This window comes from Hyphomicrobium sp. (assembly GCF_009026145.1).
GTDB lineage: Bacteria > Pseudomonadota > Alphaproteobacteria > Rhizobiales > Hyphomicrobiaceae > Hyphomicrobium_A.
This window is the reverse complement of the sequence record NZ_WBUE01000044.1, coordinates 1-20977: the sequence shown is the minus strand read 5'-3', so window position 1 is coordinate 20977 and position 20977 is coordinate 1. Positions and strand designations below refer to the sequence as shown.

At 67.3% G+C, this 20977-nt stretch carries 17 protein-coding genes and 1 pseudogene; 1 reads left to right on the top strand and 17 read right to left on the bottom strand.

Annotation, left to right across the window (positions count from 1 at the left end; all coding sequences use genetic code 11):
- The 4 genes from F9K20_RS20415 to F9K20_RS20400 form a co-directional block, all read right to left on the bottom strand.
- Nucleotides 1-1908, bottom strand: a 1908-nt coding sequence (locus tag F9K20_RS20415; RefSeq protein ID WP_291006404.1) for a bifunctional [glutamine synthetase] adenylyltransferase/[glutamine synthetase]-adenylyl-L-tyrosine phosphorylase, incomplete at its 3' end; no start/stop codon positions are given.
- Between the two features lie 212 nt (nt 1909-2120).
- On the bottom strand, nt 2121-3512 hold the full coding sequence (locus tag F9K20_RS20410) for a HAMP domain-containing sensor histidine kinase (RefSeq protein WP_291006402.1): 1392 nt from the start codon (nt 3510-3512) through the stop codon (nt 2121-2123).
- A complete protein-coding gene (locus tag F9K20_RS20405) occupies nt 3499-4179 on the bottom strand; it encodes a response regulator transcription factor (protein WP_291006399.1) in 681 nt (226 codons plus the stop codon). Before F9K20_RS20405 ends, F9K20_RS20410 begins: the two co-directional genes overlap by 14 nt.
- A 137-nt stretch (nt 4180-4316) precedes the next feature.
- The gene (locus F9K20_RS20400) at nt 4317-5855 is read right to left on the bottom strand and encodes a Do family serine endopeptidase (RefSeq protein WP_291006397.1); all 1539 of its coding nucleotides are present in this window, start codon (nt 5853-5855) and stop codon (nt 4317-4319) included.
- 143 nt (nt 5856-5998) lie between these two features.
- On the opposite strand from F9K20_RS20400, the gene F9K20_RS20395 reads away from it, so the two are divergent.
- The gene (locus F9K20_RS20395) at nt 5999-7144 is read left to right on the top strand and encodes a peptidoglycan-binding protein (protein WP_291006394.1); all 1146 of its coding nucleotides are present in this window, start codon (nt 5999-6001) and stop codon (nt 7142-7144) included.
- Here the strand turns inward: F9K20_RS20395 and F9K20_RS20390 are convergent.
- The 13 genes and pseudogenes from F9K20_RS20390 to F9K20_RS20335 all read right to left on the bottom strand — a co-directional run.
- Complete coding sequence (locus F9K20_RS20390) at nt 7141-7602, bottom strand: cytochrome c-type biogenesis protein CcmH (RefSeq protein ID WP_291006391.1); 462 nt, start codon at nt 7600-7602, stop codon at nt 7141-7143. The two genes, F9K20_RS20395 and F9K20_RS20390, sit on opposite strands and share 4 nt — an antisense overlap.
- Nucleotides 7603-7685: 83 nt before the next feature.
- Entirely contained in the window at nt 7686-9665 is a 1980-nt protein-coding gene (locus tag F9K20_RS20385) for a heme lyase CcmF/NrfE family subunit (protein WP_291006407.1), read from the bottom strand.
- 291 nt (nt 9666-9956) lie between these two features.
- Nucleotides 9957-10421, bottom strand: coding sequence for a cytochrome c maturation protein CcmE (ccmE, locus tag F9K20_RS20380; RefSeq protein ID WP_291006388.1), 465 nt, complete (start codon nt 10419-10421; stop codon nt 9957-9959).
- A gap of 19 nt (nt 10422-10440) precedes the next feature.
- Nucleotides 10441-11559 (bottom strand): c-type cytochrome biogenesis protein CcmI, encoded by a 1119-nt coding sequence (gene ccmI, locus F9K20_RS20375; protein WP_291006386.1) that lies wholly within the window; start codon nt 11557-11559, stop codon nt 10441-10443.
- 546 nt (nt 11560-12105) lie between these two features.
- The gene (locus tag F9K20_RS20370; RefSeq protein WP_291006383.1) at nt 12106-12573 is read right to left on the bottom strand and encodes an RT0821/Lpp0805 family surface protein; all 468 of its coding nucleotides are present in this window, start codon (nt 12571-12573) and stop codon (nt 12106-12108) included.
- 172 nt (nt 12574-12745) lie between these two features.
- Nucleotides 12746-14131, bottom strand: coding sequence for a sensor histidine kinase (locus F9K20_RS20365; RefSeq protein WP_291006380.1), 1386 nt, complete (start codon nt 14129-14131; stop codon nt 12746-12748).
- Between the two features lie 166 nt (nt 14132-14297).
- Nucleotides 14298-14969 carry a response regulator transcription factor gene (locus F9K20_RS20360; protein ID WP_291006377.1) on the bottom strand — a complete coding sequence of 224 codons (672 nt, stop codon included), beginning with the start codon at nt 14967-14969 and terminating at the stop codon, nt 14298-14300.
- Between the two features lie 73 nt (nt 14970-15042).
- Nucleotides 15043-15405: a DUF1428 domain-containing protein gene (locus F9K20_RS20355; RefSeq protein WP_291006375.1), complete on the bottom strand. Its 363-nt coding sequence runs from the start codon at nt 15403-15405 to the stop codon at nt 15043-15045.
- A gap of 87 nt (nt 15406-15492) precedes the next feature.
- Nucleotides 15493-15966 carry a hypothetical protein gene (locus F9K20_RS20350; protein ID WP_291006372.1) on the bottom strand — a complete coding sequence of 158 codons (474 nt, stop codon included), beginning with the start codon at nt 15964-15966 and terminating at the stop codon, nt 15493-15495.
- 62 nt (nt 15967-16028) lie between these two features.
- Nucleotides 16029-17354, bottom strand: a complete 1326-nt coding sequence (locus F9K20_RS20345; RefSeq protein WP_291006369.1) for a TIGR02594 family protein — start codon at nt 17352-17354, stop codon at nt 16029-16031.
- Nucleotides 17355-17433: 79 nt separating this feature from the next.
- Nucleotides 17434-17763 carry a GIY-YIG nuclease family protein gene (locus F9K20_RS20340; protein ID WP_291006366.1) on the bottom strand — a complete coding sequence of 110 codons (330 nt, stop codon included), beginning with the start codon at nt 17761-17763 and terminating at the stop codon, nt 17434-17436.
- 183 nt (nt 17764-17946) lie between these two features.
- Nucleotides 17947-19035, bottom strand: coding sequence for a hypothetical protein (locus F9K20_RS21400; protein WP_367115858.1), 1089 nt, complete (start codon nt 19033-19035; stop codon nt 17947-17949).
- Between the two features lie 9 nt (nt 19036-19044).
- Nucleotides 19045-20444, bottom strand: a pseudogene (locus F9K20_RS20335) (glycoside hydrolase/phage tail family protein); the annotation flags it as partial.
- Between the last annotated feature and the right edge of the window lie 533 nt (nt 20445-20977).

Genomic DNA, 20977 nt, shown 5'->3' with positions numbered 1-20977 from the left:
GTACTGCATGTCGTGCTCACCGGAGCCGATCTCGGCGGCGATCAGACGGTCGAGTTCCTCGGACGTCGGCAGCGTGCCGAGCGTGCCGGGGTCGAGCACCGCGTCGAGCAGGCGCCGCCGCCGCGACAGGATGCGCGAAAGCCTCGGCGCGGTGCCCATGATGTCGGCGAGTAGACGCAGCAACCCCGGGTTGGCGCGCAGCAGCGAGAACAGCTGCACGCCGGCCGGCAGCTCGGCGATGAAGCGGTCGAACGTGGCGAACGCCCGGTCGGGGTCGGCGGTATCGGCCAGCGCCGCCACCAGCAGCGGCTGCACCTCGGTGAGCCGCTCTCGCGCCCGCGCGCTGCGCACCGAGGGATAGCGCCCATGATGCCAGCCGCGGATGATCGCCAGCACCTCCGATGGGCGCGAGAAGCCTAACTCCTTAAGCGCCGCGACGGTGTCGGGGTCGTCCTTCTCGCCGGCGAACACCATGTTGACGCCGCCTGAAGTGAGCACCGGTGCGTCCTCGAACAGGGCCGCGTAATGCTTCTGCACCGTCTCCAGGCGCGCAACGAGCTCGCGCGCGAACGTCGCGGTGTCCGCATAGCCGCAGAAGTGCGCGAAGCTCTCCAGCCGCGCAGGATCGTCCGGCACCTGGTGGGTCTGCTCGTCGGCGACCATCTGTAGCCGGTGCTCGATGCGGCGCAGGAACAGATATGCCTCGCTCAGCTCCTCGGCGACACGCGCCTTGATCCAGCCGCGCTCGACGAGCCTTTCCATCGCATCGAGCGTGCGCCGCGTGCGCAGACCCGGCTGCCGGCCGCCGGCGATGAGCTGCTGCGTCTGCACGAAGAACTCGATCTCGCGGATGCCGCCGCGCCCGAGCTTGATGTTGTGTCCTGCGACGGCAATCTTGCCGAAGCCGCGATGGGCGAAGATCTGCCGCTTCATGGCGTGCACGTCGGCGATTGCCGCGTAATCGAGGTACTTGCGCCAGATGAACGGCGACAGCTCGTCGATGAGCTCGCGCCCTGCTTCGAGGTCGCCGGCACAGGCGCGCGCCTTGATCAGCGCCGCGCGTTCCCAGTTCTGCCCGAAGCTCTCGTAGTAGATGAGCGCCGCTTCCGTTGACAGGGCGAGCTGTGTCGCTCCGGCGTCGGGCCGCAGCCTCAGGTCGGTGCGAAACACGTAGCCGTCGCCGGTGCGCTCCGCCATCATCTGCACGAGGTCGCGCGTCAGGCGCACGAAGAATTCCTGCGCCTCCACGCCGGGCGCGGTGCGGACGCGGTCGCGGTCGTAGAAGACGATGAGATCGATGTCGCTCGAGTAGTTGAGCTCGCCGGCGCCGTATTTGCCCATCGCCAGCACGATGTAGCCGCCGGCCGTGATGCGCCCGTCCGCTTCCGCCATCCACTGGCCGCGCGCCGCCGCTTCCCGGAACAGGAAGTCGACCGCCCCCATCAGCGCCGCGTCGCCGCACTCCGTCAGCGCCCCCGTCACCGCCAGCACAGGCCACACGCCGCCGAGGTCGGCGAGTGCCGTCAGCAGCGCCACCTCCGACTTGAAGATGCGCAAGGCGTGCATCGCCTCGGCGCGGCCCGGTGCCGCGGCCAGGCTCGTCGCCAGCTCGGCCTTCAGCTGCTCCATCAACACTTCCGGCGCCGTGGTCAGAATGCGCTCGAGGCGAAGAGGGTCGCGCTCGATGAGGGCGGTGAGATAGGGGGAGCCGGTGAAGATGCCGCTGAGCAGCGCGGCGGCGGGCGGCTGCGCCAATGCGGCATCCAGCCGCGCTAGCGACGCATCACCCCGCACGCGTTCCTGCAGCGCGTTCATGGCGCCGAGCGCCGGTGCATCGCTGCGCGCCCGCGGCGCCTCGCTGATGCGCTCGATGAACGGCCTCAGGTTTGCTACTTCGTGCGCCGCCATTGTTGCCGCCTCGCCGCGCCGGCTCTCAAGGAGCCATTCTCATAATGGTCCTAGCGTCCCGATTCCGAAGTTCGCAGAGCTCACTGCTGGGGCCGGGAGCGAACTTCGGAATCATAAGGGACACCAGAAAACATAGTTTGCTAGTGTGATTCAGATCGAGAAATTCGCTCGGTACCCCGCCGCTGATGATGGCGAATTTCTCGATCATCACACTAGTCGCGCTTCGGAAGCGTCAGCACCACGCGCAAGCCGGGGTGGTTGTCCTCAAGGCGCACGGCGCCGCCATGCAGTCGCGCCACCGCCTGCACCAGGCTGAGCCCCAAGCCGGTGCCCGGCTCGGTGCGGCTCTTTTCCAGGCGCACGAAGCGCTTCAGCACGCGCTCGCGGTCCTGCGGCGCGATGCCGGGGCCATTGTCGGCGACGCAAATCTCGACGCTGTCGGCGAGATTGTGGAGGTCGATAGAGATGGCCGTGCCGGCATTGACGCCGGGCTTGCCCGAATACTTGATCGCGTTCTCGATCAGGTTGGCCACGGCCTGCACGACGAGCTGGCGATTGCCCATGAACTGGGGACCGGACTCGACTTTGACGATCAGGCCCATGCCGCGCTCCTCGGCGACCGGTTCATAGAGTTCGGCGACGTCGCGCACCGCGCGCCCGATATCGAAGCGCTCCGCGTTCTCCTCCAGCGCCCCGGCCTCCAGGCGCGCCACAAGCAACAGGCTGTTGAAGGTCTTGATCAGCTCGTCCGCCTTCTCGATGGTGTGCTCGAGGCCCTCGCGGTAGGCGTTCTCTCCCGTCTCGCGCAGCGCCGCCTCAGCCGAATTGCGCAGCCGCGTCAGCGGCGTCTTGAGGTCGTGGGCAATGTTGTCGGACACCTCGCGCAACCCGCTCATCAGCGCCTCGATGCGCTCCAGCATGGCGTTGAGGTTGGTGGCGAGGACATCGAACTCGTCGCCGGCGCCGGTCACGGCAATGCGCCGCGACATGTCGCCGGCCATGATCGAGCGGGCGGCGACGTTGATCGTCTCGATGCGCTTCAAGGCGACGCGGCTGACGGCGAAGCCGGCGACGAGCCCGCCGAGCGTCAAGAAACCGAGGGCGAGGAAATAGACGGTTCCCATCTCGCTGGCAAAGCGGCGCTGCTCCTCCACGTCGCGGCCGACGATCAACTGCTCGCCACCGCCGAGGTCGACGGGAATGGCGACGGCGAGATGCTCGCTCTGGCTCCGCGCATCGGGCGCGTAGCGGAACACGCCCCCGGCAGGGCTGCCGACGATCTCCGGCGGCAGGCGGCTCAAGTTGCCGGCCAGCTTGGTGCCGGACTTGTCGGCGAGATAGTAGAGCCCCAGTCCGCCCGGCCGGCCGCGTGCCTCGACGGCGCGAATGAGCGCCGCCCTGTCGCCTTCCTGCGCCTCCGCCTTCAACAGCTCGGCCTCGGCGTTGAGCGTCGCCAGCACCTGACTGGTCAGGACGCGGTTGGTCTGCCACAGCAGCAAGCCGACGACGAGACCGGCGCATGCGAGATAGACCGCGACCGTGACGGCGGCAACGCGGAAGGCGGTCGTCGAGACTGCGCGGGCAAGGCGATCAGGCAGGGCCATCGCGGATCGTGTATCCTGCCCCGCGCACTGTATGCAGAAGAGGCTTGTCGAAGTTCTTGTCGATCTTGGCTCTGAGCCGCGAGACGTGCACGTCGATGACGTTGGTCTGCGGATCGAAGTGATAGTCCCACACGTGCTCGAGCAGCATGGTGCGCGTCACCACCTGGCCGGCGTGCTTCATCAGGTATTCGAGCAGGCGGTATTCGCGCGGCTGCAACTGGATGGGCTCGCCGTCGCGCGTGACGCGATGCGAAAGCCGGTCGAGCACCAGCCCGTCGACGACATAGCGCGTCTCCTGCTCCTCCGGCACGGCGCGGCGCGCCAGCGCCTCGACGCGCGCTAGCAGCTCCGAATAGGCATAGGGCTTGGTGAGATAGTCGTCGCCGCCGGCGCGCAGCCCCTTGACGCGGTCATCGACCTCGCCCAAGGCGGAGAGAATGAGAACCGGCGTGCGCACCCCTTTGCCGCGCAACTCGCGGATCATGCTGAGGCCGTCGAGGCGCGGCAGCATGCGGTCGACGATCAGCACGTCGTAGACGCCCTGCTCGGCCAGCGACTGACCCGTCTCGCCGTCCTCGGCGAGGTCGGCGGCGTGACCACTCTCCTTCAGCGCCTTCTGCAGGAAGTGGGCGGTCTCCCGGTCGTCCTCGACCACCAGCACGTGCATTTCTTCACCGCATCGTCATTGGCGAGGCTCCCCGCCTCGAATCGTATTCTGCCCCGCGCTACCCCGAACGTCGAGGCGGCCCGCACTCTCACGAACGGAGGGTGCGAGCCGCCTCGACTTCATACTTGTGGGCCGGCTCAGCCCTTGCCGAGCGGGATGGCCACGAGCACCGTCTGGTCGCCGCTCTTCTTGATGTGGAACATCACGGCGGGCAGGCCCTCGTCCTGCGCCTTCTTGACCGCCTTGGCCACATCCTGCGGCGAGGTAACGGTCTCGTTGCCGGCCTTGAGGACGATGTCGCCTTCCTTGATGCCCTTCAGCGCGGCGTCCGAGTTCGGGTCGACGTCGGAGATGACGACACCGTCCTTGCCCGGGCCTGCCTTGACGCTGAGGCCGAGCTGCTTCAGGTCGACGTTACCGCCGAGGTCCTTACTGGGCTCCTCCGGCTCGGTATTGCCTTCCTCGGCGGCCGCGGTGTTCGGATACGTGCCGAGCTTCACCTTGACCGTCTGCTCGGCCTTGTTCCGCCACACCTTCACGTCGACCGTCGACTTGGCCGGCAGATCGGCGATGGTGCGGGCCAGATCGCGACTGTCCTCGATCGGCTTGGCATCGATCTGCAGGATGGCGTCCTCGACTTTGAGACCCGCGTCGGCCGCCGGGCCATCGGCCATGACTTCGCTGATGATGGCGCCCTTCGGCTCCTTCAAGCCGAGGCTACCGGCGAGATCCTTGTCGATGTTCTGGATCTTCACGCCCAGCCAGCCGCGGCTCACCGTGCCGCCCTTCTGCAGCTGCTCGACTACGCGCTTGACGGTGTCGGAGGGCACCGCGAAGGCGATGCCGACGTTGCCGCCGGTGGGGCTGTAGATCGCCGTGTTGACGCCGACGACGTCGCCTTCGAGGTTGAAGGTCGGGCCGCCGGAGTTGCCGTGGTTCACCGCGGCGTCGATCTGCATGTAGTCGTACGGGCCGCCGATGTTACGGGCGAGCGCCGAGACGATGCCGGCGGTGACGGTGCCGCCGAGACCGAACGGGTTACCCACCGCCAGCACCCAGTCGCCGACGCGCGGGTTCTTCTCCGCGAACTTCAACGCCGTGAGCGGCTTCTTCGGCTCGATCTTCAACAGCGCGAGGTCGGTGCGCGAGTCGGTGCCGACGATCCTGGCATCGATCTCTTCCTGGTCGTCGAAGCTCACCTTCACCTTGGTGGCACCATCGACGACGTGGTTGTTGGTGACGATGTAGCCGTCGGGCGAGACGACGAAGCCCGACCCCGCAGCCTGGCGCGGCCGCTGCTGCATCGGGTTGCCCTGACCGTTCGGCATGTTCTTGAAGAACTCGTTGAGCGGGTGATCCTCGGGCAGACCCGGGATGCCCTCGAACGGGCGACCGCCGGGACCGCGGCTGCGGTCGGCGACCTTCACCTCGTTCGTCGTCGAGATGGAAACCACGGCCGGCTTCACGCGCTCGACGATCTCGGCGAACGACAGCGTCTCGGCCGGTGTGCCCGGCTTGAACTGCGCCACGGCCGGGGCCGAGTGCTCGGCAATCCCGATGCCCACCAAGCCGGCGCCGACCACCGCCACGGCGGCCAGCCGCCGCAAATCGCGACCGATCGATTTCGTTGGCCCGCTCTTTGCTACGACCTCGGGCGAGCTGGGTTGGGTTGGCATGCGCACGAACCTCCATTCTGCGAAGCAGGGAATCTCTTCGCTCAAAGGCCTAGCGAAATGGGGATTACGGCAGCCTTTCGATTGCCTTAACAGTTGGTAATAAAGGGACTGTTCACCATGCCCGCGAACCGAGGCAGGAGCGTATGAAGCGTCCCGCAGCCCCTCTCATCAAGGCCCGCCGAGCCCTGCCGGCATTGTCGCTATTTGGGATTTTTGCCACGCTGACGGTGGCCCCGGCCCCGGCGCAGGCTTCCGTCTTTGGCCCCGACCAGCGGGTACCGCTGCCCCAGTCCCTGCGCCACGCCGGCGCGAGGTTGGGCGTCTTCTCCGATGCCGGTTCGCACTCGGTATGCACAGCTTTTTGCGTCGCCGCCGACGCCGTAGTGACCGCTGCCCACTGCCTCTATCGCACCAGCGGCGAGCAGCCCCTGCGCCTCTCCGACCTCTACTTCAAGTTGCATGGCACACTGCAGGCGGTGAAGATCGCCGGCACGGAGACCGGCGCCGCCGAGGCCAACGTCCACTCCGGGTCGACGCGGCTCAACGTTCACCCGCCGATCGATGCCACGCGCGACTGGGCGGTGGTGCGCCTCGCACAACCCGCCTGCAAGGCTGGAGCGTTCAAGATGAGCCGCAAGCCGGTCGCCGAGGTGATGAAGCTGGCCGGCAACGGCCGCGTCTTCAACATCGCCTATCATCGCGACCTGCCGAAATGGCAGCCGATGCTCGATACCGGCTGCACCGTCAAGCGCGACTTCGACGACGCCGACTGGCACACCATCCGCCGCGACTTCTCCAACCCGGACCAATTGCTGCTGCACACCTGCGATACCGGGGCGGCGTCCTCCGGCTCGCCGCTGCTGGTCGACGGGCCCGACGGACCGGAAGTCGTCGGCATCAATGTCGGTACCTACGTGCAGTCGAAGGTCATCATGCTCAACGGCGAGGTGCTGCACCGCTTCAAGTCGGACGACGTCGCCAACACCGGCGTCAACGCCCTCGCCTTCGCTCCGGCGCTCGACGCCTTCCTTGCCGCCGACACTCTTACCGACCGCCGCGACATCGTCCGGCTGCAGGACGCGCTGGCCGCGCGCGGGCTCTACGCTGGCCCGCGCGATGGCCGCTTCGGTCCCGTGCTGAAAACGGCGATCGAAGGCTTCGAGCGCGCCTCGCACATGCCGCTCTCCGGGCTGGCGACACACGCGCTCTTGCAGGCGCTGACGGGCGAAAGCCAGGTCGTGACCGGCAAGATCCCCAGCGCCCGCACGACCGCCGCCACCGGACGCTAGTCGCGCGGCGGCGGCTCGCCTTCGCTCTCGGCGAGAATCGAGCGCAGCTTGCTTTCCTCGTCGGGCGTCAGAGGCGCGGTGGCCTCGCTCAGCGCGGACGCTTGCGGCTGGCGTCGCCGCCACGCGCGCGCCGTCGTCCACACGGCGATGAGCAGCGCCAGCAGCGGCGCCACCCACAACAAAAGGGTGCGCCAGGTCAGCGGCGGCCGCAGGAGCACGAACTCGCCGTAGCGATCCTCGACGAACTGCATCACAGCAGCGTCGCTGTCGCCCGCCTTCAGGCGCTCGCGCACAAGCAAGCGCAGATCGCGCGCCAAGGGCGCGTTGCTGTCGTCGATCGACTGGTTCTGGCAGACGAGGCAGCGCAGCCCCGAGGAGATCGCGCGCGCGCGCGCCTCGAGCGCCGGATCGGACAAAATCTCGTCCGGCTCCACCGCCAGCGCCGCCCCGACGGTCATCAGTATTGCGACGCAGCCGACTAAAACTCGAGATGGTGGCCTGCGCCGCCATGACGTGAATGGGGGCCACGTCGCCATCGCCCTCACTCCGCCGGGGCCGCAAGTGCGCGGCGCGCGCGGCCCGGTGCGCCGACGCGCAGGCGCCGATCCGAAAGCGACACGGCACCGGCAAGAAACATCACAACGGCGCCGAGCCAGATGAAGCGCACGAGCGGATTGAAGTAGACGCGCACCGCATATCCGCCCGCGGACTGCCTGTCGCCGAGCACGACGTAGAGATCACCGCGCCAGCCGGCGTGGATGCCGGCCTCTGTGGTCGGCTCCGGCGGCATGTCGTAGATGCGCCGCGACGGCTCCAGCCGTGCCACCGCGGCGCCAGCGCGCGTCACGTCGAACACGGCGACCTCCTCGCGGTAGTTCGCCCCCGTCGCCGGCGCCACGCCGCGGAAGGCGAGGTCGTAGCCGGCCACCGCGACCTGCTGGCCCGGCTGCATAATGAGGATCTTCTCCTCGCGGTAGGCGCTCGTGGCCACGACTCCGACCACCAGCATGCCGACGCCGAAGTGCGCCAGCGCCGTTCCGATGGCCGAGCGCGGCAGGCCCAAGAGCCGCCGCCACGCTTCGCCAAGCGGCACTTCCCCGAGACGCACCCGCCAGGTGAGATCGGACACCGACCCAGCCATGACGAAGACGCCGAGCGCGAGGCCGAACGGCGCCAGCCACGGCCCGCGCTGCATCGCCGCCAGCGCCAGCGCCATGACCACGACGGCGAGCATGGCCGCGAACATCAGCCGCTGGGCCGCGCCCAAGACGTCGCCGCGCTTCCAGGCGAGGAACGGCCCGAAGGGGAGCGCCAGCAAAAGCGGCACCATCAGCGGCCCGAAGGTCCAGTCGAAGTACGGCGGCCCCACCGAGATCTTGTCGCCGGTGAGCGCTTCCAGCAGCAGCGGATAGAGCGTGCCGACGAACACGGTGGCGCAGGCCGTGGTCAGCAGGATGTTGTTGAGGACCAGCGCGCCCTCGCGGCTCAAGGGCGCGAAGATGCCGCCCTGGCGCAGGTCGCGCGCGCGCAGGGCGAACAGCGCGAGCCCGCCACCCGTGAACAGCGCCATGATGCTGAGGATGAACACGCCGCGCTGCGGGTCGACGGCGAAGGCGTGCACCGAGGTGAGCACACCCGAGCGGACGAGGAAGGTGCCCATCAGCGACAGCGAGAAGGTGAGGATGGCGAGCAGCACCGTCCACACCTTCAAGGCGTCGCGCTTTTCCATGACGAGGGCCGAGTGCAGCAGCGCCGTGCCGGCGAGCCACGGCATGAACGAGGCATTCTCCACCGGGTCCCAGAACCACCAGCCGCCCCAGCCGAGCTCGTAGTAGGCCCACCACGAGCCCATGGCGATGCCGAGCGTCAGGCACATCCACGCGGCGAGCGTCCACGGACGCACCCAGCGCGCCCAGGCGGCGTCGATGCGCCCCTCGATGAGCGCCGCAAGCGCAAACGAGTAGGCGACCGAGAAGCCGACGTAGCCGGTGTAGAGGAAGGGCGGATGGAAGGCGAGTGCCGGGTCCTGCAGGATCGGGTTCAAACCGCTGCCGTCGGCCGGCGGCGGCTCGACGCGCAGGAACGGGTTGGAGGTGAGTAGAATAAAGAGCGTGAACGCCACGGCGATCGAGGCCTGCACGGCGAGCACGTTGGCCTTCAGCGTCGGCGGCAGGTTGCGGCCGAAGGCGGCGACCGCGGCACCGAACAGGGCGAGGATCAGCACCCACAGCACCATCGAGCCCTCGTGGTTCCCCCACACGCCCGAGATGCGATAGAGCAGCGGCTTGGTCGAGTGCGAGTTGGAGGCGACGTTGGCCACCGAGAAGTCGGACGTCACGTAGGCCTGCATGAGCGCCAGGAAGGAGACGAGGAGGAGCCCGAGCTGGCACAGCGCCGCCGGATCGGCGACCCCCATCAGGCGCTCGTCGCGCACGTGCGCGCCGTACGCCGGCACCACCATCTGGAAGACGGCGACGAGCAGCGCTAAGACCAGCGCGAAATGCCCCAGCTCAACGATCACGTAGGGCGCCTCCACTCCGTCCGTCATAGCCGCGCAGGTGGCCATCCACGCCAGTCTCCACACTGGTGCGGTTAGAGGCTTTCACGGCGGGTCCGCGAAATTCTGTGAGTCCACGCACTCGGCAGCGAGACGTCACGTCGCGATCGATCTCAGCAAGAGCGCTTGCCGAAGCTTGCGTGGATGGCCGCCTGCGCGGCCATGACGGCAGGGGGGGCCGGCTGCCCTTCCCAAAGGCGGCATCCCGGCTTAGTCCGGGATCCACGCCAGTTTCCCCAAGCTTTCGTCCTGCCATCACTGCGTAGCCTCCGCGGGGTGCGTCGCGCCCTTGCCGAGCTTGACGCCCTTGGACTCCAGCGCCTTCGCCACCTCGGGCGGCATGTAGTTCTCATCGTGCTTAGCGAGCACGCTGTCGGCGAGGAACGTTCCTTCCGGCGACAGCTTGCCTTCGGCGACGACGCCCTGCCCTTCCTTGAACAGGTCGGGCAGCACGCCCTCGTAGACGACCGGCACAGTCTTCAATGTGTCGGTGACGACGAACTGGACTTTGGTGCCGTCACCGCGCTTCACCGATCCGGCCGCGACGAGGCCGCCGAGGCGGAAGCGCTGTCCGCTGGCGATCGGCTTCTCGGCCAGGTCGCTCGGCGTATGGAAGAAGACGATCGAATCGCGCAGCGCGAACAGTACCAGCGCGACGGCGAGGGTGAGCACCGCCACGCCGACACCGATGAGAACCCCGCGCCTCTGCTTCCGCGTCATGCCGTCACCTATTCGCTCCTCACGAGCCGAGTCCCAAGCTCTGCGCCAGCACATTCAGCTCCGCCAACGATTTCTCGTCGCCGGCGAACTGGCCGCGCGCGCTGTTGAGCGCCGTCGTCGCCTCGTCCCGCCGCCCGAGCACCATGTACGAGCGCACCAGCCGCATCCAGCCTTGCAGATCGTTGCCGTTCGCTTTCAAGCGTGCGGCGAGGCCGTCGACCATCTCGCCGATGAACCTCTCGCGCTCGGCCGGGCTCATCGCCGCCGCCGCGGCCATGGCGTCCGCAGGGCGAGTGTTCGGCGCAGCTTTGCCGAGCCGCTCCGACACCGACTTCAAACGCGCCTCGAGCAGCCCCTTCCACGGCTCCTCGGCGCCGGGGAGCAGCCGGCGATACTCGGCCTCGGCGCCCGTAACGTCGCCGTCCTGCTCGCGCGCGATGGCGAGCCACACCTGCGGCTCGAGCTGCGCCGGCTCGAGCGCGCGCAGCTTCTCGTAGGCCTGCCGTGCCGGCTCGCCGACGAGCCCGTTCTGCAGCATGATGGAAGCGCGCGCAAATCCGGCCAATCGCTTCGGCGATTCACCCAACAGGCGCGTGGCGCGCTGGAAGGCCTCGGCGGCCTGGGTGAAGTTGCCCATGCGCATGTAAACGGGGGCGAGCACGTCCCAGCCGCGGCCGTCCTCGGGATTGGCGCGCAGATGCGCCTCGACGCGCGCCACGAGATCGGCGGCGGTCGCCTGCTCCACCGGCGCGTTAAGACGCGAGGCGTATGGTCGCCCCGGCAGTTGCGGCGAGCCGACAGCGAGATAGAGGGCGATACCTATGACGGGGAGCGCGGCGGCGGCATAGAGCGCCGCCTGACGCATGCGCGAGGATGCGTGCGTCGCCGCCTCGAGGCGCTGCGTCTCTTCGGAGCGGCGGATGAGGCGGCGCGCAAGCTCGACGCGCGCGCCTTCCGCCTCGGCACCGCCGAGCAGCCCTTGTGCCCGCTCGGCTTCGATCTCTGCCAGCTGATCGCGGTAGACGGCGAGTTCGCCATCGTCCGTCGGCAAAGTCGTGGGGGTCGACGCCAGCAGAGGCCGCGTCACCGCCCACACGACGGCCGCCGCCAACACTGCAAAAAGCACCCACAGCATCATGCCGCCATCCAAGCCTCGCCACTAGTGTGATGATCGAGAAATTCGCCATCATAGGCGGCGAGGATCCGGGCGAATTTCTCGATCTGAATCACACTAGCAAGACGACAATTCGAGTGCCCCTTATCATTCCGAAGTTCGCTCCCGCCTCCAGCGGCGAGCACCGGCAAACTTCGGAATGGGGGCACTCGGGCTGGAATAGGGCTCGGGGCCTTGCCTGACAAGCCTTGGGCCCGCGGCATGATTTCTGCCGCAACGCAAGATGCAACGCCCTGCGCCAGATCAAAGCCTCTCTCCCCTTGTCATCCCGGGCGAAGCGACGGCGAAGGCCAGAGCGAGATTGGCAGCCGCCCCTACTGTCATCCTCGGGCTTGTCCCGAGGACCCAGGGTCCAGCAATCTGAAGTGTCGACGTCTGCCCGGCCACGTCGGAGCAAGCGGAGAGGTGGGTCCTCGGCATAGAGCCGAGGATGACACCTCGGCAAGCGTTGGCGCCCATCTCTCAATGGCTCTTACGCTGGTTCTCGGAAACGGACGATACGCGGCGCCGTCAGGCGACATTCTTCCAGGTGCCATCCGGGTTGCGGCACGCGGTGCCGCGCATGGTGCGCGGCTTGCCGTCGATATAGACGGTGTGCGTATAGTCGCGGCAATCGACGTTGGCGCGCTTGTACGGCCGTCCCGGCACCACGTCGCCGTAGCGGCCGTTGTCCGGGTTGCGCCAGCGCCGCGGCCGGTCCGATTGGCCTTCCTCCAGCGCCGCGTACTCCGCCTGCTCGGCGAGGCGGCGGTCTTGCTCGTCCATGGAGCGGCCGATCTCGCTGCCGACGATGCCACCGACCACCGCGCCGGCGACGGTCGCCAGCACGTTGCCGGTGCCCTTGCCGACCTGGTTGCCGATGATGCCGCCGGCAATGCCGCCGACGATGAGGCCGGTGTCTTGGTTGGGGGTGTCGCTGCTGCACGCGGGCAGCAATGCCGGAATGAGAAGGACGGCAAAGAAGCGTGCCTTGCGCATGATGATTGTCTCCCCGAACACGGCCGGTTATGGCGAAGCCATGCTCCGCATGGACGGCCGGCCGCGCGCCCCGTTGTGCATCCGCATCACAGTGTAGCCGACTAGCCAACGAATGTGCACCCGCCGTGACCGAAACCGGGCTCCATTGCGGCGAATCGCGCCTGAGCCAAGTTTACCCCGCGGGGAGGTTCAAATGCACCGCGAGCCCGCCCTGCGGCGCCCGCTCCAACTCGCAGGTGCCGCCGTAGGAATGCGCCAGTTCCAGGACGATCGACAGGCCCAGCCCTGAACCGGGCTTGGTCTCATCGAGACGCAAACCGCGCTTGCCGATGCGCGCCCGCTCCTCCTCGCTCAAGCCCGGGCCGTCGTCGGCCACGGTGATGGCGAGCCGCCGGTTCTTCGCGCGGCTGGTCGAGGGCGGCACCTCGACCGTCAGCTCGACCTCGCGCTTGGCCCACTTGCAGGCGTTGTCGAGCAGGTTGCCGAGCATCTCCTCCAGGTCCTGCTTCTCGCCGGAGAAGCGCGCCTCGGCCGGGCAGTCGACCTTGATGACGACGCCCTTCTCCTGGTGGATGCGCTGCAGCGTGCGCACCAACGGCTCGATGACAGGAGCGGTCGGCGTCACCCGCCCGATGACGCCGACCCGCGCCGCCATGCGCGCGCGGTCGAGATAACGCGTCACCGACTGCTTCATGATCTCGGCCTGCTCGACGATCTTGTCGCCGATGCCGGTCTTATCGGTGCGGGCCTCGTTGGCGATGACGGCGAGCGGCGTCTTCAAGGCGTGCGCCAGGTTGCCGACCTGCGTGCGCGCGCGGTCGACGATCGCCTGGTTGGAGCGGATCAGCGCATTGAGCTCCGACTGCAGCGGCTCGATCTCGGCCGGCAGGTCGCCCTCGAGCGTCGTCGCCGTGCCGGAGCGGATGCCGGCGAGACCGCGCTCGATCTGGCGCAGCGGCAAGAGGCCGAAACGCACCTGGAACAGCGTCACGGCGACCAGCCCGAGGCCGGCCAGCGCCAAGGCGGTCGTCAGCCGGTAGCGGAAATTGGCGACGAGATGATCGAGCCAGTCCTGCGGACCGGCGACGACGATGGAATAGCTGGGCTTGCCCGGCTCGTGCCCGAGGGTATCGATGACCTCGACCAGACGCAGCGGCTCGCCCTTGGGGCCCTTGGCGTTCATCCAGCGGGCGCCGGATGGATCGGGCTCGATCGACTTGGCGGCGGGCGAAGGCAGCGACCAGGTGGCGAGCGAGGGGGAGACGAGCTTGCGCCCGCCGCGCGGGGTGAGCGGCAGGATCTGCCAGTACCAGCCCGAATGCGTCACCTCGAATAGCGGCTCGTAGAGGTTGCTGGGCGGCAGCGGCTGCGCGTCGCCCGACGACCCCATGCTGTCGACGGTGATGGCGTTGACCAGCTTCAGCAGTTGCCCGTCGAAGCTCGTCTGCACGTCGTCGCGATAGAGGCGGTAGATGATGAAGCCGGCGATCGGCAGCACTAAGAGCGTCCACGCCGCGGCGGTGGCGAACAGGCGGAACGCGAGCGAGTTGAAGCGCATTCGCTAGTGTCCCTATTCCGAAGTTCGCCAGAGTCTGCGGCTGGCGCCGGGAGCGAACTTCGGAATCATAAGGGACACTAGAATCGTAGCCTTGCTAATGCGATTCACATCGAGAAATTCGCTCGACACCTCGCCCCGGATGATGGCGAATTTCTCGATCATCGCATTAGCCCTTAACGGGCGTTTCGCTCAGCCGATAGCCGAGCCCGCGCACGGTCTCGATGACGTCCACAGGGATTTTCTTGCGCAGCCGGCCGATGAACACCTCTATCGTGTTCGAATCGCGGTCGAAGTCCTGCTCGTAGAGGTGCTCGACCAGCTCGGTGCGCGACACCACGCGGCCGTTGTGGTGCATGAGGTAGGCGAGCAGGCGGTACTCGTGCGAGGTGAGCTTGATCTGCTGGCCGTTGCAGGTCACGCGCGCGGTCTTGGTGTCGAGCCGCAACGGCCCGCACTCGATCTCGCTCTTGGCGTGCCCGGAGGCGCGGCGCACCTGCGCGCGCACGCGCGCCAACAGCTCTTCCATGTGGAACGGCTTGGCGAGGTAGTCGTCGGCGCCGGCGTCCATGCCGGCGACCTTGTCGCTCCAGCGGTCGCGCGCGGTGAGGATGATCACCGGCATCTTGCGGTCGGCGCGCCGCCACTGCTCGAGGATGGAGATGCCGTCCATCTTCGGCAGGCCAATGTCGAGGATGACGATGTCGTAGGGCTCGGTGTCGCCGAGGAAGTAGCCTTCCTCGCCGTCGAGCGCGCTATCGACCGCGTAGCCCGCATCGCCCAGCGCCGCGACCAGCTGCCGGTTCAGGTCTTTATCATCCTCGACCACCAGGACGCGCACGGGTCCCCCGCTCCATTGCCTATTCGCGCCGGACTATAGCGGGCAGGTCAGGGCAATCCTAGTCCGCGCAGGCTCAGGTGAGATCAACCAGCGTCTCGAAGCCGCCGTATATCATGCGCTTGCCGTCGAAGGGCATGTCCTTGCCGGCCATCATGCTCTTGAGGCGCGGGTCCTCCATGACCTTCTTGTTGATTTTGTCGCGGGCAGCGCGATTCTTGTAGACGATGTAGGAGAACACGACGACCTCGTCCGGCTTCAGCTTCACGCTGCGCGGGAACGACGTCAGCTTGCCCACCTTGACGTCGTCGGCGATGCATTCCTTGAACTCGAGCGCGCCGTGCTCCATCCAGACCTTGCCGGCCTTCTGCGCCAGCTTCTTATAGGCATCGAGGTTCTTCTTCGGCACCGGCACCACGAATCCATCGACGTATGGCATGGGTTCCTCCGTTCGCTCCGCCCTTGCGCTAGGCGTTGGCCCAACATTAGGCGATGCCGAGTAACTTGCGAACCCAATGTGAATTAGTCAACGACCGAAGGGCGCGCGCGCGTCGACCGTGCGGCTCATCAAGCGCCCCTGCGCGTCGCGCACCACGAGGCGATAGACGAAGGCGCCGTTCTCCTCGCACAGGGTCGTCTTGACGATGCTGCCGGCAATCTCGTCCGCGGCCATGCGCGTCAAGGCTTCGACCGTCGTCAGCTTCTCCTTGTGCACGATGGGCGCGGCGATCGACCAGTCGTTGATGCAGGTGGTGTCCCGATTCCGAAGTTCGCCAGCGCTCGCTGCTGAGACAAGAGCGAACTTCGGAATCATAAGGGACACTAGAACTATAGCCTTGCTAGTGTGATTCAGATCGAGAAATTCGCTCGCGACCTTGCCGACAACTCTGGCGAATTTCTCGATCATCACACTAGCCACCGCGCTGACGGGAACGAGCGCGAGGACAGAGGCAATGAGCGGAAAAATGATTCGGCGCGTGCGCGCAAAAATGATGGTCATTGCCGCTTTCTTACGTTGCGCCGGCTGAACCCGTCATGAATGCGCGCGTGCCGCACGCGCCATCACAACTTCAATTGCACGCTGCGCTGCGCGAGCGGCTGGCTGGCGCGCACGCGTCCGTAGATCGTCATAAGCGTCCCGACGAGACCGCCAACCGCTTGCACCGTCTCGACGATCCCCTCGCCCGCCTCGCGCACGAGATCGCTGGTGATGTCGATGCCGAACGCCGGGCCGAGCGCCGGCAGCACCGTCGACAATCCGGTGATGAGGGCGCCCCAGATGGTGACCGACTGGCCCCACCACTTGGCCGTCGGCTGCGTTTGCGCTGCGGATTCCGTCATGTCGTCTGCTCCTTTGGCTGCTGTTGGAGTTGTGTCGGCACCGCTCGGTGCACCGCCGTCGAGTACCAGTGCGCGCGCGAGCGTCTTGTCGACGCGGGCGAGCCACCCGCGTCCGAAGCGCCAGAAGTGCGGCAAGGCGCGATAGCGGGCGCGTCGCACCTCGGCATAGCGTTGCAACGCGTCCTCGATGGCGAGGCGCGCGATGGCGGCACGCGTGTTGGGGCCGATCTCGCCGTCCACGTCCGTGCCCACGGCGCGCTGCAGAAGGCGCATGGCGCCGACGACGCCGTGATTGACCGCCGCGTCGAAGTGGAAGAAGGCGAGCGGCGCGGCAAGCTCGGCACAATTTGCCGGCGTCCAGTAGCGTGCGAGGTAGATGTCGCGCACCGCTTCCGGCGATATGCGCTTGAGCTCCGCCTTCAGCGTTGCGCGATTGGCGTCGGTGAGCGCGACGCGCTTCCACTCGGCGTACGTCTTCAGCGTGATGCCGAGGTTGGTCGGGCCACCCGGGTCAAAAGGATCATCGCTATAGCCGCCCTCCATTTCGAGGACGTGCGCCAGCGCGCGCGCAAACAGCGCCTCGGACCCCGGCGTGTCCGGCTTCTCCACCGGCTCAGCCGTCGCCTCGCTTGGCCAGCGCAAGCCGAGCAGCCGGGCTTTGGGGAAAGCGGCGACGCTCACCGCGTCGCCCTGGTTGCCGCCCAGCAGGACGACGTGCTTGTCGGTCTCGCCGAGGAGGAATCCGACGTGCCCGGCCACCGGGTCGCTGCCGCGGCTCAAGACGGCGATGGCGCCGAAGCGGCCCTGATCGAGATTCGCGCCCCAGCGCAGGTACGAGCGCGCCATCAGCGAGCGCGTCGAGGCGAGCCCCGCGCGCTCGAGGCAGGCACCGACGAAGGCCGCGCACCAGGCGACCTCGTCGTGCAGGCTCGCCGGCTGGCCGACGTCGCGGAAGAAGGCGCGGATGCGCGCGTTGTCGGCGCTGCCCGCAACCTCGCGCTGGCCGAGCTCGGCCCACGCGGCGGCCAGCCATGCCGGCTGCTGCATGTCTTACCTCAACGCGAAAGGGCTGACTTCGACGCCCGGCCCAAGTGTCATCCTCGGGCTTGTCCCGAGGACCCAACCTTCAGCTAGCTCCACTGCTGAAGTCGTTGCGCGCCGCAAGCCCCGGATAGAGATCGATCCACTGCGGGTTCGACTGCTCGATGAGATTGATCTTCCATTGCCGCAGGTAGCGCTTCAGCGATTTCTCACGCTGAATCGCCTCTTCGATGCGATCAAACTCCTCGAACCAGACCAGCATCGACACGCCGTACTTGGACGTGAAGCCAGAGCCTTTTCCGGTGCGGTGCAGCTCGACGCGTCCGAGAATGTTGTTGGTGACGCCGATATAGAGGGTGCCGCGCGGCTGGCTCGCGAGAATGTAGGCCCAGTATCGCTGTTGCGTACTCACCATGCATCGGAGTGTGCTGCACTCTGGGTCCTCGGGACAAGCCCGAGGATGACGGTGGGTTAGCTCCACGAGACACCTTCGACGCGGAAGGTATAGGCACGCCAGTCGCCCCAAGTGTCATCCTCGGGCTTGTCCCGAGGACCCAGCCCTCCATTTGCCACGACAGAGATAGGTGGCCCCTGCGACTCACACCGTGGCGGAGCGCGGGGTGCCGCGGCCGTAGGTGGCGGAGAGCTGATAGACGCGGATGTCGTAGGCGGGCTGCGGCGATCCGAAGTCGGCCGTCTGCTGCGCGCTCGTATAGATGGCGACCGGCGTCACGCTGGTGAGCGTGCGCTTCACGCTGGCGCCGTCGAGAATGTCGATCTCGTAGCCTTCTGCGTCCTCGCCCAGCGGCACCTCCGGGCCCTCCCAACTGTCGCCGCCGAGGCGTGTGCGCCGTGTCCAGGCGATCGTCACGTCGCCGGAGGCGCGGCTGGCGCGCACGTGCACCGGCGCCAGCGGCTTCAAGCCCAGCCCCTGGAAGGTATGCGCGGAGGTGATGTACGTGGCATCGCCGATGTCGCGCGTCGCCGGCCCGCAGCGCCAGGAGTACGGCAGCCGGATCTCGGAGGCGGCCAGATCGATGCGCGCCACCGCAGTGTTGATCAGCACGAAGCGCGCGCCCGCCGGCACGCTGGGACGCATGGCAACCTCCGAGCCGCCCTGCCCGCGCAACAATGCCGACAGCTCGTAGGTGCCGGGCGCGGTGAGCGTCGCGGTCGCAAACTGGATGACCTCCCACTCGCCGTCGCCGTTGCGCACCGCGGCAACGTTGCGCCCGGCCAAAAGCTGCAGCAGCGTGCAGGAGGAAAGGGCCTCGCCTTCGACCTTCACGCTGAGGCGGGTGCCGTGGTCGAGCCGCCCTTCGGGGCCTGCCGCCAGATCATTCAGCGTTACGCCGAGGGTGGCCGGCGCCGTAGCCAAGGCCTTCAAGACGTAGCCCGTCATCTCGGGCGAGCCGTAGACGGCGACGCTGCCCGGCCACGGAACTTGCGTCGCCGCCACGTATCCCGATGCCGGCGGCTCGTCGCCGCGCAACAGCGGCAGGTCGATGAACTCGACCAGCGGCTGCCCGGTGATCACCTGCGCGCCGGGCCGTGCGGGACGCTCGACACCGGTGCCGGCGCCGTAGATCTCCGGATCGACGCTGCGCGCCTCGACCTCGCGCGCCCCGTGCTCGCCGATCTCGACGACGCGCAGCAGGCGCTCGTCGCCGTCGTGCGCAATGCGCACCACATCCGCCGGCTCGAGCGCCAACAGGCTCGGCGGCAGCGCGAAGGCTGCCCGCTCGCGCGCCGCCCAGGCTTCGAACAGCCACGTCTCGGCGATGGCTCGGCCTGCTGTCCTTCCAGCACCAGCGGCAGGTCGGCTTGGCTGACGCGGCCGCTGGCGCCGGTGATGCGCCGCGCTTCGGCAACTGCCTGCGCGTAGTCGCCGGACGCGGAGATGAAGCGCACCTTGGCCGAGGCCGGCAGCTCGGTCTCCTGCCCACGCGTTAGCGCCAGAAGCGCGCTGTCGGCGCGCGTCTCGACCAGGTCGCCCATGACAAGGTCGGCCGCTGCCGGCTCGACGCCGCGATGGCGGAAGACGATCTCCCCGCCGCTCTCCACCGCATCGAAGAAGAAGGCCAGCTCCAAGGGCTCGAGCGCATCGCGCGCCGCCATCACGCGGTCGACGACGTAGCCCGGCACCGTGCCGTTGAGCGCACCGGCGTCATGCGCGGCAAATCCGTAGTCGTCGAGCAGCCGCGCCACCGTCTCGGCCAGCGGCACATTGGCGAAGCGCCCGGTCAGCCAGTGCCCGAGGCGCCAGTTGTCGCCGTCGCCCCACACGTCGGTGTCGAACGGAAAGGCCGGATAGGGGCGCGCGTCCCAGGTGTAGACGTGCACATGATCGAGGTCGACCATGCGCCCGCCGTACACCTCCGATACCGGGTTGGCGGCGGCGAGATAGCCGTCCGCGTCCGGGTCGAGCCCCTCGATGACGGCGCGCAGGAAGCGGCGCTGCATGAAGTCGTCGCGCGTGCCCTTGGAGAAGTACGGCAGCGCCGTCTCCGAGCTCTTCGGGTCGACGAACACGTTCGGCTGGTTGGCGCCCTTGTCGACGGCCGGGCAGCCGACCTCCATCAGCCAGAACGGCTTCGATTGCGGCACCCAGGCGGTGGGCGTGCCGGACTCGATCCCGCCGGGGCGATCGTAGTGCGCGTTCAGCCACCACGACTTTATATCCTTGTAGCGGAACACCCACGCCTTGCCGGCGCCGTCGGTGATCGGCGTGCGCTCCTGGCCCGCGCGATCCTCGGCGGAAGCGTAGTACCAGTCGAAGCCCTCGCCGCCGCGCAGGTTGCCGGTGAGGTACGGCAGCTCATAGATCGCGCGCACCCCCTCCTGATAGTCGAGGTGCTCGCGCCCGTCGCGCCAGTCGGCCAGCGGCCAGTAGACGTCGATGCCGATGGCGTCGATGGACGATGACGACCATAAAGGATCAAGATGGAAGTAGACGTCGCCCGATGCATCCGCCGGCTGATGCCCGAAGTACTCCGACCAGTCGGCGGCGTACCCCGCGAGCGTCACGCTGGGGATAACTTTCCTAAAAGCGCCAGTCGAGACGCCCCGTCGCTGGGTACTCAGCGACGTCCTCATGTTTATCAACAGCATAAATTGAACCCAACACTCGAAGTGATACCGGCGCCCAATTACCTTGACGAATTGATTTGCTCCGCAGGGTATTGCCGCTCACTTCAATTAGCCCCGCACGAAGTTCAATCTCGCCATTGTCAAGGGCAGCTATCATGCGGATCGCGGCATCCTCGCTGGATGACCTATGTCGCAAGCTCTATCCCAAGCTCCTAAAAGGCGGGGACATCGTTACGTCGAGCCGTGGCGTGTCACGAGAGCGCTCAGGCGTCTTGTTGGAGCTTGACCGACCGCTTGCAAGGTTGAGCAGAACGGAGACACGAGGCAAGCCATTCAGCTGCCTCGGCGAGCTGCTCTGGTATCTCTCGGCGGACAATCGTCTCGACTTCATCCGCCATTACATTGAGCGCTACTGAGCTGCTGCCGGTTCCACGGACACATGGTTTAGGTGTCATGATGGAACTGGAGGTGGCGAATGGGACGACGGAGTTTCAGCCGGGAGTTCAAGCTCGAGGCGGTGAGGTTGGTGCGAGAGCGTG

Coding starts and splice junctions, on each gene's coding strand:
- F9K20_RS20390 (WP_291006391.1), bottom strand. CDS start 7,602: ATGACCGTCGGGGCGGCGCTGGCGGTGGAGCCGGACGAGATTTTGTCC.
- ccmE (WP_291006388.1), bottom strand. CDS start 10,421: ATGACGCGGAAGCAGAGGCGCGGGGTTCTCATCGGTGTCGGCGTGGCG.
- F9K20_RS20370 (WP_291006383.1), bottom strand. CDS start 12,573: ATGCGCAAGGCACGCTTCTTTGCCGTCCTTCTCATTCCGGCATTGCTG.
- F9K20_RS20405 (WP_291006399.1), bottom strand. CDS start 4,179: ATGCACGTGCTGGTGGTCGAGGACGACCGGGAGACCGCCCACTTCCTG.
- F9K20_RS20355 (WP_291006375.1), bottom strand. CDS start 15,405: ATGCCATACGTCGATGGATTCGTGGTGCCGGTGCCGAAGAAGAACCTC.
- F9K20_RS20340 (WP_291006366.1), bottom strand. CDS start 17,763: ATGGTGAGTACGCAACAGCGATACTGGGCCTACATTCTCGCGAGCCAG.
- F9K20_RS20365 (WP_291006380.1), bottom strand. CDS start 14,131: ATGCGCTTCAACTCGCTCGCGTTCCGCCTGTTCGCCACCGCCGCGGCG.
- ccmI (WP_291006386.1), bottom strand. CDS start 11,559: ATGATGCTGTGGGTGCTTTTTGCAGTGTTGGCGGCGGCCGTCGTGTGG.
- F9K20_RS20410 (WP_291006402.1), bottom strand. CDS start 3,512: ATGGCCCTGCCTGATCGCCTTGCCCGCGCAGTCTCGACGACCGCCTTC.
- F9K20_RS20395 (WP_291006394.1), top strand. CDS start 5,999: ATGAAGCGTCCCGCAGCCCCTCTCATCAAGGCCCGCCGAGCCCTGCCG.
- F9K20_RS20400 (WP_291006397.1), bottom strand. CDS start 5,855: ATGCCAACCCAACCCAGCTCGCCCGAGGTCGTAGCAAAGAGCGGGCCA.
- F9K20_RS20350 (WP_291006372.1), bottom strand. CDS start 15,966: ATGACCATCATTTTTGCGCGCACGCGCCGAATCATTTTTCCGCTCATT.
- F9K20_RS20345 (WP_291006369.1), bottom strand. CDS start 17,354: ATGCAGCAGCCGGCATGGCTGGCCGCCGCGTGGGCCGAGCTCGGCCAG.